We start from the raw sequence: 17,865 nt of genomic DNA, 5'->3' as shown, positions 1-17,865 counted from the left end.
GATATTAGCTGAACTTTTCATTGTGGACACGAAACTTTTGTTGGGCAAAAAAGTAGACAAGGAGAACCTATAAGCGGATAAAATAGACCCATCCAAATTCGATGTTGAAAAATTAAAAAAAACCAAGATCAAGAGTTTAAATGCGTTAGAAAGTAAATCCGAGAGTTTTAGAGGAAACGTTATTAGGTTGAATTTAAATAAAGAGGTATCAAAATGTACGTCGATCTCTGTCTTTTAAAGGGATTCGACCATTCCTTAACGCTGTGAAATGCTGATAGAGCATAAAGAAACGAATTTCTCAATTGCTAGAAAAGACTGCCTATATCAGACCATTATGGAGCATTGAGCTCCGGCACGGCCATTCCGTTAAATCAACTATGACGTACTTTATTCGTCGTCTGTTTGGAATGTGAGTGTGACATTTAATCAGTTTTCTTGCGCATATGTAACAATGAACCTTTACAATAATCGAGCCAAAACCAGATGGTATATATTTTTAAAAAAATTTTGCTAATATCTTTCGGTTTTACTATCGTGAACTAATCCCTCGTCTTCTATACTTACTCTCCTCTTTGATACCGCGAATGTTATAGTCATCAACGTAATCACCCAGTTTCATTAAACGTTCTATCATGTAATAAGCCAAGTTCTATTCTCAAAGCTCCAGTTTGAAAACTTAAATTTTAAACGGACAGTTAAAGGTAGCAATATTATTGTTGTAGTCTGTTAAGCGGTTGAGCCAAGACTTGAAATGTTTAAAATATCGATAAACGGATAATAATTATAGTAAAACGGTTATTGGAGTGATTGAATGCAACAATATCATAAAAGATACGCAAAAGTAACAGGACAGGGGATTAGGGTTAATGAAAAACTATATTCGTGCTCTTTAGCTATTAGAAATGGGTGGTTTGAAAGGGCAATGATGGAAGGGGAATGGAGAGTAGTAGCCTTCCAATACCCGTTGTGTAGTGAATATTTTTTTATCCAACATGAAAATGAAATGATTACCTGCCGTCCTATTGAAATTAAGTCGGTTAATAGCGAAGATCTTGAAGCATATTACGAAATTATTCGAGCATTAAAAGAGTATCGAAGGCATCATGGGAAACTAAAATAATGAGTTGTCCGAGGTAGGCTCATCCGAAATTTGTGCATTAAGCAATGTTTTCGTTCTTTCCTCGGTTTCTCTAGTGACCTCTTGAAGTCTATTGAAGATTGATGAAATTATTTCATTAAGAAGGCGTTTATCATGACTATTAATCACCTTGTTGTCTACAATCAATACTATTCCAGAATCAATGAGTTTTAACAGATCCCATGAAGCTTCCTTGACAAATGAGTAATCGACTTGAGGTAATAAGCTCAATTGACCAAACGAACCCTGATAATACGGAGCTGCTACTTCTATAATTCCGAGTAAATAATCAGCGGACACATTTAGGGAGTTGCATAAAAGAACAATTTGTTTGTGATCTGGACTTGCTATCCCTCGTTCCCAGTTAGATATTACGTATTTTGAAGTGCCGATCTTTTGAGCGAGAAAATCTTGTGTCCACTCCAGCTTTATTCTCAAATCCCTAATTCTTTCTCCGATTTCAGACATACACACAACCTCCAACTTTTCTATTCATATGAAGAGATCATAGAATTATTATGAAAACTATTCAGAAAACTGAATAGTTACGATCCCATATTGGGATCGTAACACAGTAGAATATAAATTTACAACAGCTATTGACAAGTTGAATATTATTCGTTTATTATTTTTGTTAATTAAAAATTAACAAAATTTAAATTTAGTAAAATAATAATTTACAAGGAGGCGCAATGGCTAAAACTAGAACAAGAACTACTAAAGCATCGATAGCAAGAAGACTAAGGGAGGGACGAGGATCGGGACACTTCGCTGATTATAAGCCATGGCTCACGATTCATGATGTCCCGTCAACAGGTATTGTAACAAGAATAATGGGATGGAAGAGTGGGCGACTTCATCATTATTTGTCAGAGCATTTTGAACTAGCGCATCATTATCAGATGGAATGGTCGGAAGCAATTATTGATATAAGGGAACAATTCCCATTATTACCATTAGAAAAGACCTTGTTTATTGCAGAGAAACTAGGCATACGTCATCCAATTGATCCTAAAACTAAGTACCCTATCGTAATGACAACAGATATGTTACTTACAGTCAGAAAAGAAGAGGATATAGGTTTTATTGCACACTCGATCAAGCCAATCAATAAATTGAACAGACGAACACTTGAAAAATTGCAAATAGAGAAACATTTCTTTAAGGACGTGGGGATTGAATGGTCATTAATCACTGAGCAACAAATTAATTATGATTTGGTCAAAAATGTCGAATGGCTTCATACCGCTAAGTCACTTAGTTGTTTAGGTCATATTAACAGAGATATGGTGAATAAAATGCAATCAGTTCTTTATCAAGCGCTCAAACAGAGTGATGTCCCTCTGGCCAAAGTAACCTTGGCTTTTGATGCGCAGTACGCTCTGCCCAAGGGAACTTGTATTCAAATTGTGAAGCACCTAATTGCAAATCGTTTTTGGATCATTGATATGAAGCAGCGGGTAAAAGCAACCTTGGAACCTTTAATAATCAAAGAAAATAATTTTATGATTCGAGGTGGGCTTGATTGAGTTTATTTGTTAATAACATTCTGAAAAGAGAATCTCTAGATGGGAAGTTACAGGATTGTGAGAGAATCCTTTGGATGGATAATAAACAAGATGCTGTTATCACGATTTCCATTATTGACAAGAACGGACTTCCCAAATGGGGTTATCTTTCAGAACTCCAAAATGAACTCGATGCAGGCAAGATTATGAAGTTATCCTATGATCCCTATGCTAAGTTCATGATACCGGAGGAGAAATTAACCCCCAAAGAAATCGAAGTTAGGGAGCACGCCTGGTCTTGTATTAATGACATCGTAGAACGAGAGCCAAATATCTTTGATAAGAGTGAACGTTTTCAAATGATTAAGGATGTTTGTGAACGAAAAAATAAAGGGAAAAAGTTTATTTATAAGTACCTACGATATTACTGGATGGGAGGAAAAAAGATAAATGCTCTGCTTCCCCGCTTTAGAAATTGTGGCGGACCCAATAAGAAAAAAAATCCTACCCAAAAGATGGGGCGGAAGAGGATTACAACTATTATTGCGCCAGAGTTAAATGGTGTTTTAGTAAATGAGGAAACAAGAAAGAATTTCGACAAATACATTAGAACAATCTACTTAAAAGTGAATAGAAGGGATTCCGTTAAGCATACGTACATTGAAATGTTAAAAGGATGCTACGGCATAGAAACCAAAATAGAGCATGGCGTGGAGGTTCCCATTATTCCGCCTGATCATAAGATGCCTAGCATTGCTCAATTACGCTACCATATTCGTACTAGATATACCCGGGAAAAGAGATTAGTTGCTCGAGAGGGGAAAGTTAATTTTGATCGCGATTTTAGACCCTTATTAGGATCGGAGACTCTCAAAGCAACGGGACCGGGGCAAATATTCGAGATCGATGCTACAGTTGCAGATGTGTATTTAGTCAGCAGTGATGATTCGAATCAAATTATTGGCAGACCTGTAGTCTATATTGTTGTCGACGTTTGGACGCACATAGTTGCAGGGATGTATGTTGGTTTAGAAGGTCCATCTTGGCAGGGTATTATGATGGCTATTGAGAACACGTGCATGAACAAGGTAGAGTTCTGTGCACAGTATGATCTTGAAATAACAGAAGACGAATGGCCTTGCCACCATATGCCACAGCATTTTTTTTCAGACAGAGGGGAGATGGAGAGCAAAAATGCTGATTCATTAGGCAAGGCTTTGGGGATTAAGCTGAAAAATGCACCGCCATATCGGGCAGATCTTAAGGGTATTGTAGAGCAACAGTTCAGAACATTAAATTTAACGTTGCAACCATGGATGCCTGGTGCCGTGAAAAAGGAGTACATGAAGCGTGGAGGGCCAGACTATGTGTTGGATGCCAAATTAACGCTAAAAGACTTTACAAAGATGATGATTGAATTAATATTGCATCGAAACAATTTTCACTATATGAAGCACTATCCATTAGATAAAGCACTATCGAAAGATAAAATTAGGCCGATTCCCAGAGAATTGTGGAACTGGGGCATCGCGCATGATCATTTCCTTCAGGAGGTACCTCTTGATATTGTACGGCTGAATGTTTTGCCCGAAGCCGAGGTGACAGCAAGTTCTGAAGGCATCTATTTTAAGGGGATGTTTTTCGGTTGTGAAGAACTCAGTAGACAAGGCTGGTTCGTACAAGGGAAATCGATAAAAACAGTAATAGCCTACGACAGGCGGTGTATGGACTATGTCTATGTGAAGGTTCAGGATGGACGTAGCTTTATAAAGTGTCATTTGTTAGATAAGTCTTCTCGTTTCGCTGATTTGAGTTTGGAGGAGATTGAAATGAAAAGTTTTGAGGAAAAGTTACAGAAAAATTTATATAACTCTACCTTACTTCAACAAGAAGTCAGTTTAAGCGCAAGGCTGGAAAATATCAAAGCTCAAGCGGAAAAAAGGGCAGAAAATCAACGTGATAATTCATTGACTAAAACGGAGAAGAAAGCGAATATTCAGCCTGGAAGGAAAATAGAGCGGGATAAGTTGAGAAAAGAGCAGAGCTTTGAACTAGATAGATCCGTAGGGGCTGAGATGGAAGAAAATGAAGCAAATACAAATAATCAACTGTTAGAGACTTACAGACCCAAGTCCAAATTGGATATTTTATCTACTGCAAGGAGGAAGAAAGAAAATGACTAAGAAAGTAAATGCGGAGTTTATGTATCACTACACTCCGAGTTTAATCGGTAAACATGAAGAAGCTAATTATAAACCACAAGTAATCGGCAGCTACAAGAATAATCCATTTATTGAAGCATTGCCTCCCATTTTTGAGGAGGAGCACGTTGCAATTCATGTTGGTAAATACCCTGATTATAATGAAGAGCAAAGAAAGTTAGGAAATCAAACAAGACTCCATCTAGTTCAGCAAATCTGTGATTACGTAGAGCCATTGCCTACGCATTTATTAGTAGAGCAACGTCTTTCTAGATTAATGCGACATGGCTATAAAGCAAGGAATCCTTTTTTGCCTGAAACAATGAGGCAGTTCCATATTGGTTTCAAGGAAATATTGAATGCGGGAGTTGGAATTGATGGTGCAAATATAGCGGGAGTACGTTCTACAGCAACTGGATTTGCCATTTTAGGAGTAAGCGGTCAAGGGAAAACTACGGCTATTGAAAGCTCTTTGTTGTTATACCCTCAGGTGATTCATCACTCCGTCTATAATGGGCAGCCCTTTATTCGTAAGCAATTAGTTTGGTTAAAATTGAATTGCCCATTTGATGGCTCATTAAAAGGATTATGTTTAAATTTTTTTCAAGCGGTTGATTCTCACCTAGCTACGGATTATTTTCGGAAGTTTGCTTCTAAAGGCTCATCCGTGGATATATTGATTCCAATCATGGCCCATATTTCAACCTTACATGGGCTCGGCGTGTTGGTCATCGACGAAATACAAAATCTAAGCTTTATGAAGAGTGGCGGAGCCGAGCGAATGTTAAACTATTTTACCCAATTAATTAATACGATAGGTGTTCCAGTAATTCTTATTGGCACTTTTAAAGCAATGAAGCTGCTATCAGGTTCTTTCAGCCAAGCACGCAGAAGTACTGGCCAAGGTGACTTGATTATGGATCGATTAACAGATGGAGAGGAGTGGGAGTACTTCATTGAGCGGCTTTGGCGCTTTCAATGGACATCAAATCCGACAAAGCTTAGTGAGCCGCTTAAGAAGACAATGTATGAACTATCACAGGGTATTGTGGATATTGCAGTGAAATTGTATATGCTCTCTCAATGGGAAGTTATTATGTACGGAGATGAAAAGGAACGAATTTCAGTAAGCGTTCTTAAGGATGTTGCAAATCGGCATATGCGGCTCATTCAACCATTGTTAAAGGTACTGAAGCGGAATGATCCATCAGCAATGATGCTTATAGATGATCTGCGGCCTACATGGGATACACTAGATGAATTTCTTCAAAAGGCAACAGAGAAGGTGTGTCTACAAGGTGAAATACGTACGTTGGAAAAACGAAACGATAAAACAGCGATTAATCAAGAAATTTTCTTGGAACTGGTTAAAACAGCAATTGATTTTGGTGCCACTGCAGATGTCTCGGAAGTGATCTCTGAGCGTGTGCTACAACGAAATGAGTCTGAAAAGAATATTGTTGTTTTGAGGAAAGAGCTTCTTAAGGAATTGGAGCTCCAAGAAACAGCATCTGACATAGTCAATCCAGACGTAACAATGAAAACGAGCAGCGGTACAGGTACTAAGAGCAGGAAATCTAGAAAGAAGGAACAGCCTGTTCTAGAAGTGGATGATCTCAGGAATGCAACAAAGAGTACTAACATAAAAGAGGAAGAAATTTACGAGAAGTTAGTGGAACAGGGAATTGTTCCTTCGGAAGAAGAATTATCCAAACTAATTTTTTAAGAGTAATAGATTACGAGGAAGAAGGGAACACTAGCAATATAAACTCCGAAAAGGGTGATTATATTGTTAGCGTATTTCCCTTCTTTATACCCGGATGAAATTATATACAGTGGAATTGCTAGATATCATCTGATGTCAGGCAACAGAACGCAAAAACAAACGGTTCATGATTTATTTGGTAGCCGATTGGTGTGTGCAACTGTAGATTTACCTAGTCACTTGAGTGCTTTGGCTGCTAGGAGCGGAACTGCCTATACCACAGAGGAACTTATCAAAAATCACACACTTTATCCGTATTATACGTCCTATGTTTCAAAAGATAAGACAAAGGAATTGTATCGCTTAATGGCAGAAGGGAGTAGCAGGGGAGAATCTCATGTATTAATGGGAATTCCTGCATGCAGAATCAAACTGCCGACCAATTTAAAATATTGCAGTAGTTGCTATCAGGATGACACCAAGAAATATGGTGAGCCTTATTGGCATCGTTGTCATCAGTTGCCCGGTGTAAATATATGTCCGTTGCATAAGTCCATCTTAAAGGTCAGTACGATAGAATATTCAACGATTCATCACAAATTTTCATTTGTTTCTTTAACAATTTATAATGAAGCGGATTATACCGAACCTGTTATTGACTCCAGTTGGTTGGATCATCTAACATTCATTGCTGTTCAATCGAATTTTCTTCTACACTCTTCCCAAATAGCTAAAGAGGAAACCGCATCTTATAGAAAGCTACCATCAATGGAAGGCTACCGAACAGTAGGCGGTCGGGTAAGGATTAATCGCCTTATACAGAATTTTCGGAATAGCTACACGGATAAACTGCTGGAATATCTAGACTGTGGTATCGACTCAAATAGCTCTGATACATGGTTACATAAAATAATCAGGAATCAAGAAGAAATTACGCATCCACTAAGGCATTTATTAATTTTCGGCTTTCTTGAAAAATCTGTTGCTGGTTTTTCTGTCACCACCAATAATTTTCCATTTGGTAACGGCCCTTGGCCATGTCTCAATAAAGCGGCTGATCATTACAATCAAATGGTTATTGATAAATGTGTCGTTACTCGCTGCTCAACAACTACAAAGCCAGTTGGGACCTTTCATTGCAATTGCGGATTTATATATTCAAGAAGAGGTCCAGATACTTGCGATGAGGATATGAACCGAATAGGTAGAATTAAAAATTTTGGTTCGATTTGGTTAGATAAATTAAAGTGTCTTAATGAGAGCATTATAACTCTTCGTCAGAAGGCGAAAATTCTCGGTGTTGATCCAGGGACTGTAAAGAATCAAACGGAGATTCTAAATAATAATAAAGCAGCCTTATGTGCATCGAATAATCAAAAATATCTTTGCAAGTCGAGAAGAAACAACGAGAAAGGAGACTCGCTAACGAAGGTTAAAAGAAAAGTGGATTGGAATTCGCGAGATGACATTTTGTACGGCGTAGTGTTAAAGACAGTTGAGCAGATGAAGCAGTTACCTAATCCACAAAGAATAACGTTGAACTCAATAGCTAGATATACGGATTTAGGCCAACTGAAACATAAACTTATAAAGAATCTAAACAAGCTCCCTAAAACCAATGAATTTATTAATAAGCATGTCGATTCTACAGAGACATATCAAATACGTAGGTTAATTTGGGCTGCAAACAAGCTTCATGAGGTGGAAGGTAGGCTATCAGGGTGGAAACTACTGAAGTTAGCTGGCTTAAACCGTCCACTGAGGAAAGAAGTGGAAATAAAATTCATGGAATTGCTCAACTATTATTTTTGATTTGCACAGAAACAATTTAATAGAAGGTTAGTCGTTGTCTCCATATCATATATCTGCTTGAGAATAGGATTTCGAACAAATCGGAAATTTTATTAGAACTTAAATAGATGAATCATTGAAAAAGGAAGTATCATAATGTCGAGTTTAGCATTTTTTCCACAACTGTATCCGGACGAAGATATCAGAAGTATTATCTACAGATACCATCTTATGTCCCCCAATATTAAATTGTCAGATACCAAGGAGGAGCTATTTGAAATAAAGTCTTTCAAAATCCCAATGTTTCCTACCAATTTAATTAAGTTATACGAAAAATTACCGGATGGGCACCCGTTTGAATTTGATTATTTTATTAACCATCACACTTGGGCAAGACTTATTGGCTGTTTTCTAAAGAAGAGCGATCGAAACAAAGAAAATGAACTTATGCATATTCCAAATGAGAAGAATAAGGCCAATATATTTAATGGCACAAATCTATTTTCAAAACAGGTAAAGTATTGTTCTAAATGCCTACATGAAGATTATGAAAAATACGGTGAATGTTACGTTCATCGCGCACATCAATTCGGTTTTATTGCTTGCTGTCATCTGCATAAAGTTGAACTGATAGATTGTTGCCCTAATTGTATGTGCTCTCTTAGTGAGGATTATGCAAAAAGACTGTTGTCAACTCCCAAATGCCGTAGATGCTTAAGTGATATTGAAGTAAATAGAACTCGCAATGAATGTTCCATTCTTGACTACCAGAATACTCTACTTGAAGACCTCTATACATTGAACTCTCTCTCGGACATCATTCATGCTGATCATATACAAAGCAAAATCATGATGAAAATGTGGGAGCTTAATTTTATCCATTATGGAGGTCGGTTTATGCGCCGCGAGTTATTGAAAAACATAGTAGATAACCATAGTCCTGCACAACTAGAGGTTACAGGATTAAATGTTAGTACATTACTATCGCAACATTTTGCCAATGTTTTTTTGCATCCTTTTCATATGAGGACGCATATCCTTTTTTATGTCCTGTTAATAAGATATTTTTTCGGTTCAGTAACAAACTTTTTGAAGTATGAGCATCCTATTGCAAATCCAATTCCATTTGGTAATGGTCCATGGGAATGTCTAAACCCAATATGTATTCAGTATGGAAAGAAGACAATTCAAAGATGTGACCGTAAATTGAAAATCTCAGGAGGGATTTCAATTACAACAACATTTCAATGTATAGTATGCGGGTATACTTATTCGAAAAGATGGATGCGTGGCAGAAAAGAATCCCAAAAGCCACTTACTGTTTCAATGGGGCATTTATGGTATGAAAGAGTAGTAACATTATATTTAGAGGGATTCACGCCATATCAAATCCAAAAGGAAACAGGGTATTCTGAAACAGCCATAAATAATTGTATTCGAAGGTTAAAAAAATCTAGGTCTACACATTATGAAAAAAGTCCACTACTAATTACTCGAGACATTGTACAGGTCATTGAGCAGACGGGCGCTATAACTATTAATGAAAAAAAAGATTTATATCGGTTGACTCTGTTGCAAACTTCTCAGTCTAATAAAACAAATAAGCGAATTTTTCTGCTGCGTATGCATCCTCGAGAATACAATTGGCTGCAAAGAAACGATAGTGTTTGGATGGATGAACATTTCCCGAGAGAAAAATTAGGAATAGAAAAGCTTGCTCTTCAATCCTTTGATGAAATATTATCACAAAAGATATGTGCAATAGCCTCAGAAATAAAAGAGGATTCAAATTCTCGATTACTGAAATTTAATATAATGAATAAACTATCTCCGTTGGAAAAGTCACGGCTGCTAACATTTAATCAAGATCGGTTGCCGGCTAGTAACAAAGCACTTATTGAATCTATTGAGGATATTGATTCCTATAGAATCAGAAAAGTAGGTGGAGTTGCTAAAAAGCTATAAAGGAGATTTGGTAATCAAAATATATCCTTTGATACATTAATCAGTTATTCAAAATTATATGAGTCATGTAGTCTGAAATTGAAAATAAAAACAAAGGATTTACTAAGACAATACCATGAGGATATGAGTGATCTTTGAAATCATGGATACATGGTCGGCTGTCCTTCAATTGGGTCATCGGAGATTATATGCAGATAGGACAAGTATTGAACTCCCTCGGTAAAATGTAGTTTTCTCACAAATGCTCGCTTATTCGCAGGATATCTCCAATAGATAAATCGCTATTCGGATAGAAGAGGGGGTGTACCGTCAAATTCGGCAACGGAAGCGCATGCGGGAACAGAAGGGGCGAGTTTTCGCTCCTTTTTTACTGTTCTGTTGCACGCTTCTCCACGTATTTCCGGAGGCTTTCACTCCCATTTCTGGACGGGTCGATGCCCTTTCATTCCTTCGTTTCGCCTATCCGGTTGGTGGAGGCCGGTTATCCTAACGGTACGGGTCTGTGCCCTTTTGCTCAATGCAATCCGGTACTCCGTGCAGTCTTGAGATCCTGCGAATAAGCCAATTTTCGTGCTAACTGAGAAGCGGTTAAGCAGTTTGTTTCATAGAATGAGCTCGATCCGGTTCGTAAGCTTCACCGCTATGTGCCATAGCAACTAGGAGGCGAGCCAACTTGCCGCAAAGCTTCATCACGGAGCGCATTGGCTTCATGCTTTTCATCTTAACATTCACTTCGTGCTGTCGTTTAAACGATACATCGTTCATGATGAGGGCCATGGTTGCCATGAACAGAGCATGCCGAAGCCTTGGTCGGCCACGTTTGCTGATGGACATCTGGCCCTTCCATTTGCCTGAACTCGCTTCAGCCAGGTTAAGGCCGGCATGCCGTAGCAACGCGTTACCATGTGCATAGCCGCTGAGGTCCCCAGCTTCACCGAGAATGCCGGCGACTGACAGGATGCTCATACCCTTAATGGCTAGCAGCGGTTCGGCTAGCGGAATCCGGACCAGTGCAGCCGCGACTTCATCCTCGATTACCTGCAGCTGCTCCGTAGCCAGATCGTATTCGGCGAGCAGCTGTTGCAGATGAAGTTTGTAGGCTCTCTCGGCATGCTTGGCGCCGACTGAGCGTGCTGCTAGAGCCAGCAGTTCACCAGCTCTTCGTTCACCGCTGTGCCGCTTCATGACCGTTTTCCAGCCGTCGATTACCTGGCGAACGGTGAGTTTTTGAAGATCGGCGGGCGTAGGAAAGAGACGCAGTGTAGCAAGCGATCCGGAGCCAATGAGGTGCTTGTATACCTGCCGCAGCTCAGGGAACACAATGTCGACCCAGCGGTGGATCTGGTTCTTGACGCTGACGAGACGATGGACAATTGTCTCCCGGTTCGCCATGAGAACGCGGAGTTCCATGAACACTTCACTGGTTTCTTTGATAAAGGTGTAGTAGCCGTTTTTCACCATGTCGGCGATAACAAAGGCATCTTTGATGTCGCTTTTAGATGGTGTATTGTCGCGGTTTTCCTTGTTCTTTTTGACGAGATGAGGATTCACCAACACAACCTCGAGTTTGCGGTCTTTGAGCCAAGCAGCAAGGCTAAGCCAGTAGTGGCCGGTTGGTTCCATGCCGATGATGGTGTCGTTTAGTTGGTGCGTTTCCTGCAAACCTCTCATCCACTGCAACAATAGGCCGAAGCCAGTGTCGTCGTTAGAGAAATGAAGCGGAGTGCCTAGCAGAATTCCACGGAAGTTGACGGCGCGCGCAACGTGGGTTTGCTGGGCGATGTCGATACCGACGACAAGGTGCTGAGTTGAAATACGTTCGAGCAGTTGATTTTGTTTGGTTTGAGCTTTAAACTTCAAGATAGAGCGACCTCCTTATGATGGCTAAAGGGCTATGACCCGTGACTACCCCATCTTACTGGAGGCGCTCGTTTTTATGCAAAACGCAAAATTAACGCTCTACAGGAATCCTAAGGGGTAACGTTAGCTCAATAAAACAGCGTCAGTCTAGGACTTTATTTTCTTTCTACATTTGAAATGAAATTATAGAACGCCTACGTGTACCTACCCCTTTTCCTCGTTGACCTACCCGTCTGGGTAGGTCATTTTTTGTTTTTCAACCATTATACTTAATTTAGATTTGCCTTACGGAAAGCGAGTATTTAGATCTTTTTAAATGTGGCTTTTTCCAACATCTAATTGCTGCTAATCAAGATGCCTCTGAGTCAATACATACTTTTAGGCACATAATGTCCCCGGGCTCTTCTCCATTCCTCAGCATAAGGTAACGCAAGTGGTCCACCATCTTTGCTGCCAGCATGACTCGATCAAACCCACACAGAAATACTCTGACAAAAAATACAGGAATCGCATCGTAAGCTTTGACGGGAGGGAGAGAATTTACAGGCAGGGTAGTCGAGTATGGTTATTATTTTTTTAAAAATAGAAATGGGATTACAGGGAGGAACAAGATACTTATGAAGCTTTTGAAACGCAGATCGCTGATTTATCTATTAATAGTAAGTATGATGCTGACGTTGATAGCTGGGCCTGAAACGGTTAAGGCGGCAGCCTCTAATTGGATTATGGTGGATGGCGGCGGGGCTACTGGCCTGAATGTGAACACTTCGAGTCATGCACCGCAAGCTATGCGTACGGCTGTACACGATAATATTCTTTATGCAGCCTGGATTGAAAGGGCATCGGCAGTTAATCAGGTGCGAGTAAAAAGCTTTAATGGAACAACCTGGAGAAGCGTAGACGGAGGCGGTGCGACCGGTCTGAATATAAATCCGGCAGATCGAGCGCTTAACCCTTCCTTAATTGTATATGACGATATTTTGTACTTGCTTTGGGAGGAAACAGGTAAGATTCGCGCAAAAAAATACGATGGAACCAGTTGGATCAGTGTGGATGAAGGCGGTTTAAATGGAAGCGCTTCGGCAACATCGTCTACTCCACGCATGGCCGTCATGAACAACATCCTTTACGTAGCTTGGCATGAGAAGGTAGACGGCGGAGTTAATCAGATTCGAGTCATGAGCTTTGACGGTACCAATTGGACCAGTGTCGATGGCGGAGGCTCTACAGGTTTGAACGCAAATCCATTGAGCTCTGGAACCTATCCGACGATGGCTGTATTCAACAACGCTTTATACATTTCTTGGTATGAATATAATAGTAGTGCTGCACAAGTGAGAGTAAAGAAATATGATGGCTCCAGTTGGATTAGTGTCGATGGTGGAGGAAGCGACGGTATAAACGTAAATCCTTCTTCCAGCGCATTAGCGCCCGAATTAATCGAATTTAATAATGCTCTGTATGCAACATGGTATGAGAGTAGTCAGATTAGAGTCAAGAAGTATGATGGAGCAAGCTGGGCGAGCGTCGATGGCGGGGGTTCAATTGGCTTGAATGTAAATATTAACAGGGAAGCATCTTTTCCTAAACCGATGGTGTTCAATAATGATTTATACGTTACATGGCTTGAAGATAATGGAACTACTAGAGCTCAAATTCGGGTTAAAAAGTATGATAGAACAAGTTGGTCATCTGTAGATGATGGAGGTCCAAATGGTATTAATGCCGGCTTTGCCGATACAGCTTGGGAACCTTCCCTGCAACAATTCAATGGTGATTTATATGCTTTTTGGGCTGAAGCCAATGGTTATTCCGGTCAAGTTAGGGCAGCTAGGATGTTGATTAACGCTGATTTTCCGACCATCAGTACACAGCCAGCGAATCAGGTGGTAAATGTGGGAGGAACGGCTACGCTTAGAGTGACGGCATACACCATCGACGGCGGGACGTTAAGCTATCAGTGGTACAGCAATACCAGCAGCAGCACCTCCGGTGGTACGCCTGTGACTGGAGCGATTGGCGCAAGCTATAACGCGCCGACTGCCACTGAAGGGACTCTGTACTATTACGTCGAGGTAACGAATACAAATTCGCGCGCTGTGGGAACAAAATCGGCGAGCGTTACGAGCAATGTTGTATCGGTGACAGCGAACGCGCTCGTGAACGCGGCTACGCCGAGCATTGGGACGCAGCCAGCGGATGAGACGGTGGAGGTTGGAGGAATGGCTACGCTTAGCGTAGCGGCGAGCGTGAGTGATGGAGGTGTATTGAGCTACCAGTGGTATAGCAACGGCAGCAACAGCACGAGCGGAGGTACGTTCGTGAATGGAGCGAGAAGCGCTAGCTATAATGTACCGACGGCAACGACCGGCACAAGGTATTATTTCGTCGTAGTGACGAACACGAATGCGAGCGTGAGCGGAACGAAGACGGCTAGCGTGATAAGTGGAGTAGCTCAAGTGACGGTGGATACGTTCGTGAACGCGGCTACGCCAAGCATTGGGACGCAGCCAGCGGATGAGACGGTGAGCGTTGGAGGAACGGCGACGCTTAGCGTAGCGGCAAGCGTGAGCGATGGAGGTATATTGAGCTATCAGTGGTATAGCCATGGCAGCAACAGCACGAGCGGAGGCATGTTGGTGAATGGAGCGACAAGCGCGAGCTACAACGCGCCGACAGCAACAGCCGACACGAGGTATTATTACGTCGTAGTGACGAATACGAATGCGAGCGTTAATGGAACGAAGACGGCGAACGTGACGAGTGGAACCGCATTGGTGACGGTGAACGCGCTCGTAAATGCAGCTACGCCAAGCATTGGGACGCAGCCAGCGGATGAGACGGTGAGCGTTGGAGGAACAGCAACGCTTAGCGTAGCGGCGAGCGTGAGCGATGGAGGTATATTGAGCTATCAGTGGTATAGCCATGGCAGCAACAGCACGAGCGGAGGTACGTTGGTGAACGGAGCGACAAGCGCGAGCTACAACGCACCGACAGCAACGGCCGGCACGAGGTATTATTACGTCGTAGTGACGAACACGAATGCGAGCGTTAATGGAACGAAGACGGCGAGCGTGACGAGTGGAACCGCATTGGTGACGGTGAACGCGCTCGTAAATGCAGCTACGCCGAGCATCGGGACGCAGCCGACCGATGAGACGGTGAGCGTTGGAGGAACGGCAACGCTTAATGTAACGGCGAGTGTGAGTGATGGAGGTATATTGAGCTACCAGTGGTATAGCAATGGTAGCAACAGTACGAGCGGAGGAACGTTGGTGAATGGAGCGACAAACGCGAGCTACAACGCACCGACAGCAACAGCCGGCACTGGGTATTATTACGTCGTAGTGACGAACACGAATGCGAGCGTTAATGGAACGAAGACGGCGAGCGTAACAAGCAATGTCGTTTCCGTCACCGCAACCGAGGTTCTTACCTACGAAATAGAAGCGATAGATCATCAGACTGCATCTGCCTTGACGCAAGGGTATGGACCCGGTACTCAGCAAACGCTGGTGATCTCCGTCACGAATACCGGTACGGGACATTTAACAGGCTTATCCGTAGCTAAGGGGGGAGCAGACGCCGAAGCTTTTGAAATCTCGCAGCCGGCCTCCACCTTAAGTAGCGGTGCGCCGTCCACCAGCTTTACAGTCAAAGTCAAGGATGGTCTCGCAGCCGGGAGTTATACCACAACGGTTACCGTATCCGCTGCCCTTATGAGCGATCGGACCTTTACCGTTACGCAGAACATTACCCTGCCTGGCGTGCCTGCAAGCCCGACTTCGCTACAAGCTATAGCCGGAGATCGAAGCGTTGCTTTGCATTGGGAGGCGGTGGAGCATGCCGATACATATGAGATCTATGTAGCGACGGCTTCGGGCGAATTCAGTGATTCCATCGCTACGGTGAGGGATGCTACCTACGAAGTGACAGGGTTAACCAATGGAGTTACCTATTATTTAGCGGTCAAGGCTAGCAATTCGGGCGGCTCAAGCCCTTTCTCGGAAGAAGCCAGTGCGATACCTGCAACGGTGCCATTAGCTCCGACGAACGTGCGAGCGAGCGCGGGCGACACGATAGCCACCGTTCGTTTCGATGCTCCGGCTGACCATGGGGGGAGCGCCATTCTTCGGTATGAGGTGATGGCTAGCCCGAGCGGAATTACGGTAGTCGGAACGACAACGCAAATTGAAGTCACAGGGCTGACCAACGGGACGGACTACACGTTTACAGTTCGGGCAATCAATAGCGTCGGACCTGGTGCCTTATCTGCTGAATCTCATTCCGTTAGGCCGACGGCGAGCGTCACAACGTCACCACTGCAGACTTCGTCCCCGACGATGGAATGGGTGAAATTTTTGGTGAACGGGCAGCAGGTAGAACAGCTTGGTCCTGTCATCGTAACGACCCTAGCGGGGCGAACGGTCATCACGGCCGAGCTGGATTCAGCTAAGCTAACGGCCAGGTTAGGACAAGAAAAGCCAGGAGCTGTCCTGTCCGTTGTCGCGGCTAATGGCTCTGACACGGTAAACATCAAGCTAAACGGCCAACTGCTTCACAACCTGAAGCAGAAAGCGACGACCTTGGTCATTCAGACGGAGAAGATGGTTTTCACGCTGCCTGCTCAATCAATCTATAGCGACGCGAGCGTCACGGATCGTTTGGCTAGCCAAATGCTGCTGCAAGACGTAAAGGTATGGCTCTCCGTCGGCCATGCAACGAGTGAAACATCCAAGCGCTTGCAGGATTCAGCTGAGCGGTTAGATGCGGAGATCATCTCGCCAGCTATCACGTTTGCCATCAAGGTGGAGCATGGCGATAAGACGGAGGACGAGGTCCGATATTCGAAGTACCCAGATAGACTGCTTGCGGTTGCACCGGAGGTGGATGTGAATCTGATCACGACAGCAGTCGCTCTTGAACCGAATGGAACGATTCGTCATGTTCCGAGCAAAATCGTGGAGGTCGACGGCAAACGCTATGTGAAAATCAGCGACCTGTCGAATGGCACCTATGCTGTTATTCATCATTCGCAACGCTTCACCGACGTGGAGAAGCATTGGTCCGAACCAGCCGTAAACGACTTGGGGTCGCGTCTGATTCTGAGTGCTCCGGTAAACGGAATCTTCCATCCCAATCGCGACATAACCCGAGCCGAGTTTGCGGGAATCCTCGTGCGGAGCCTTGGGCTGAGCAGTGTGAAGGGGCCGATGCGTTTTGTGGACGTGAAGGAGGAGGAGTGGTATAGCGGCGCCGTGCAAACGGCCTATGCATATGGCTTAATTTCAGGATTCGGCGACAACACGTTCCGACCGAACGATAATATAACGCGCGAACAGGCGTTTATCATGCTTGCCAAAGCCATGATGCTGATTCTTACGGATAAAAGCCAGCAGACGGCTAATCCCTCTGCTCCGCTCCTCCGTTTTGTAGATTCGGATAGCCTATCGGAATGGGCGAGAAGCGGTACGGCGATGGTAGTGGAGGCTGGTCTGGTATCGGGCCGCGGAGGAAACACGCTATCGCCGAAAGCGTATATCACCCGGGCGGAAGTAGCTATGATCGTATGGAAGCTTTTACAGCAAACCAAACTTATCTAATGTAATGTGTGATTAATTTTTTTAGAGATTGGTAATAGCTGAACAATACTTAGTTTCTTTCAACCAAGGGACCCCGATCTCCGCTTTCAGTGGA

9 protein-coding genes are annotated in these 17,865 nt (G+C 42.8%); 7 read left to right on the top strand and 2 right to left on the bottom strand.

Going from position 1 to position 17,865, the window contains the following annotated elements:
* The first annotated feature begins 811 nt into the window (after window positions 1-811).
* Complete coding sequence (locus AC50Y5_RS18805; RefSeq protein WP_494862846.1) at window positions 812-1,120, top strand: hypothetical protein; 309 nt, start codon at window positions 812-814, stop codon at window positions 1,118-1,120.
* On the opposite strand, the gene AC50Y5_RS18800 is transcribed toward AC50Y5_RS18805, so the two are convergent.
* Window positions 1,112-1,606, bottom strand: a complete 495-nt coding sequence (locus AC50Y5_RS18800) for a helix-turn-helix domain-containing protein (RefSeq protein ID WP_494862844.1) — start codon at window positions 1,604-1,606, stop codon at window positions 1,112-1,114. The two genes, AC50Y5_RS18805 and AC50Y5_RS18800, sit on opposite strands and share 9 nt — an antisense overlap.
* 224 nt (window positions 1,607-1,830) lie before the next feature.
* On the opposite strand from AC50Y5_RS18800, the gene AC50Y5_RS18795 reads away from it, so the two are divergent.
* The 5 genes from AC50Y5_RS18795 to AC50Y5_RS18775 all read left to right on the top strand — a co-directional run bounded on the left by AC50Y5_RS18795 (window position 1,831) and on the right by AC50Y5_RS18775 (window position 10,308).
* Window positions 1,831-2,667 (top strand): TnsA endonuclease C-terminal domain-containing protein, encoded by an 837-nt coding sequence (locus AC50Y5_RS18795; protein WP_494862842.1) that lies wholly within the window; start codon window positions 1,831-1,833, stop codon window positions 2,665-2,667.
* Entirely contained in the window at window positions 2,664-4,829 is a 2,166-nt protein-coding gene (locus AC50Y5_RS18790) for a TnsB C-terminal domain-containing protein (RefSeq protein ID WP_494862840.1), read from the top strand. The genes AC50Y5_RS18795 and AC50Y5_RS18790 overlap by 4 nt, the downstream gene beginning before the upstream one ends.
* Window positions 4,822-6,573 carry an ATP-binding protein gene (locus tag AC50Y5_RS18785; RefSeq protein WP_494862838.1) on the top strand — a complete coding sequence of 584 codons (1,752 nt, stop codon included), beginning with the start codon at window positions 4,822-4,824 and terminating at the stop codon, window positions 6,571-6,573. The genes AC50Y5_RS18790 and AC50Y5_RS18785 overlap by 8 nt, the downstream gene beginning before the upstream one ends.
* A 63-nt stretch (window positions 6,574-6,636) precedes the next feature.
* Window positions 6,637-8,364 carry a TnsD family Tn7-like transposition protein gene (locus AC50Y5_RS18780; RefSeq protein ID WP_494862836.1) on the top strand — a complete coding sequence of 576 codons (1,728 nt, stop codon included), beginning with the start codon at window positions 6,637-6,639 and terminating at the stop codon, window positions 8,362-8,364.
* A gap of 135 nt (window positions 8,365-8,499) precedes the next feature.
* The gene (locus AC50Y5_RS18775) at window positions 8,500-10,308 is read left to right on the top strand and encodes a TnsD family Tn7-like transposition protein (protein WP_494862834.1); all 1,809 of its coding nucleotides are present in this window, start codon (window positions 8,500-8,502) and stop codon (window positions 10,306-10,308) included.
* Window positions 10,309-10,896: 588 nt separating this feature from the next.
* Here AC50Y5_RS18775 and AC50Y5_RS18770 read toward each other — a convergent pair.
* On the bottom strand, window positions 10,897-12,168 hold the full coding sequence (locus AC50Y5_RS18770) for an IS110 family RNA-guided transposase (RefSeq protein ID WP_494862832.1): 1,272 nt from the start codon (window positions 12,166-12,168) through the stop codon (window positions 10,897-10,899).
* Between the two features lie 617 nt (window positions 12,169-12,785).
* Between AC50Y5_RS18770 and AC50Y5_RS18765 the strand changes: the two genes are divergently transcribed.
* Window positions 12,786-17,771 carry an S-layer homology domain-containing protein gene (locus AC50Y5_RS18765; RefSeq protein WP_494862830.1) on the top strand — a complete coding sequence of 1,662 codons (4,986 nt, stop codon included), beginning with the start codon at window positions 12,786-12,788 and terminating at the stop codon, window positions 17,769-17,771.
* The last annotated feature ends 94 nt before the right edge of the window (window positions 17,772-17,865 follow it).

The sequence above is a fragment of the Paenibacillus sp. JT22N7 genome, assembly GCF_059383875.1.
Note: the sequence above shows the minus strand (reverse complement) of the source record. Positions and strands in the feature narration are given on the sequence as shown.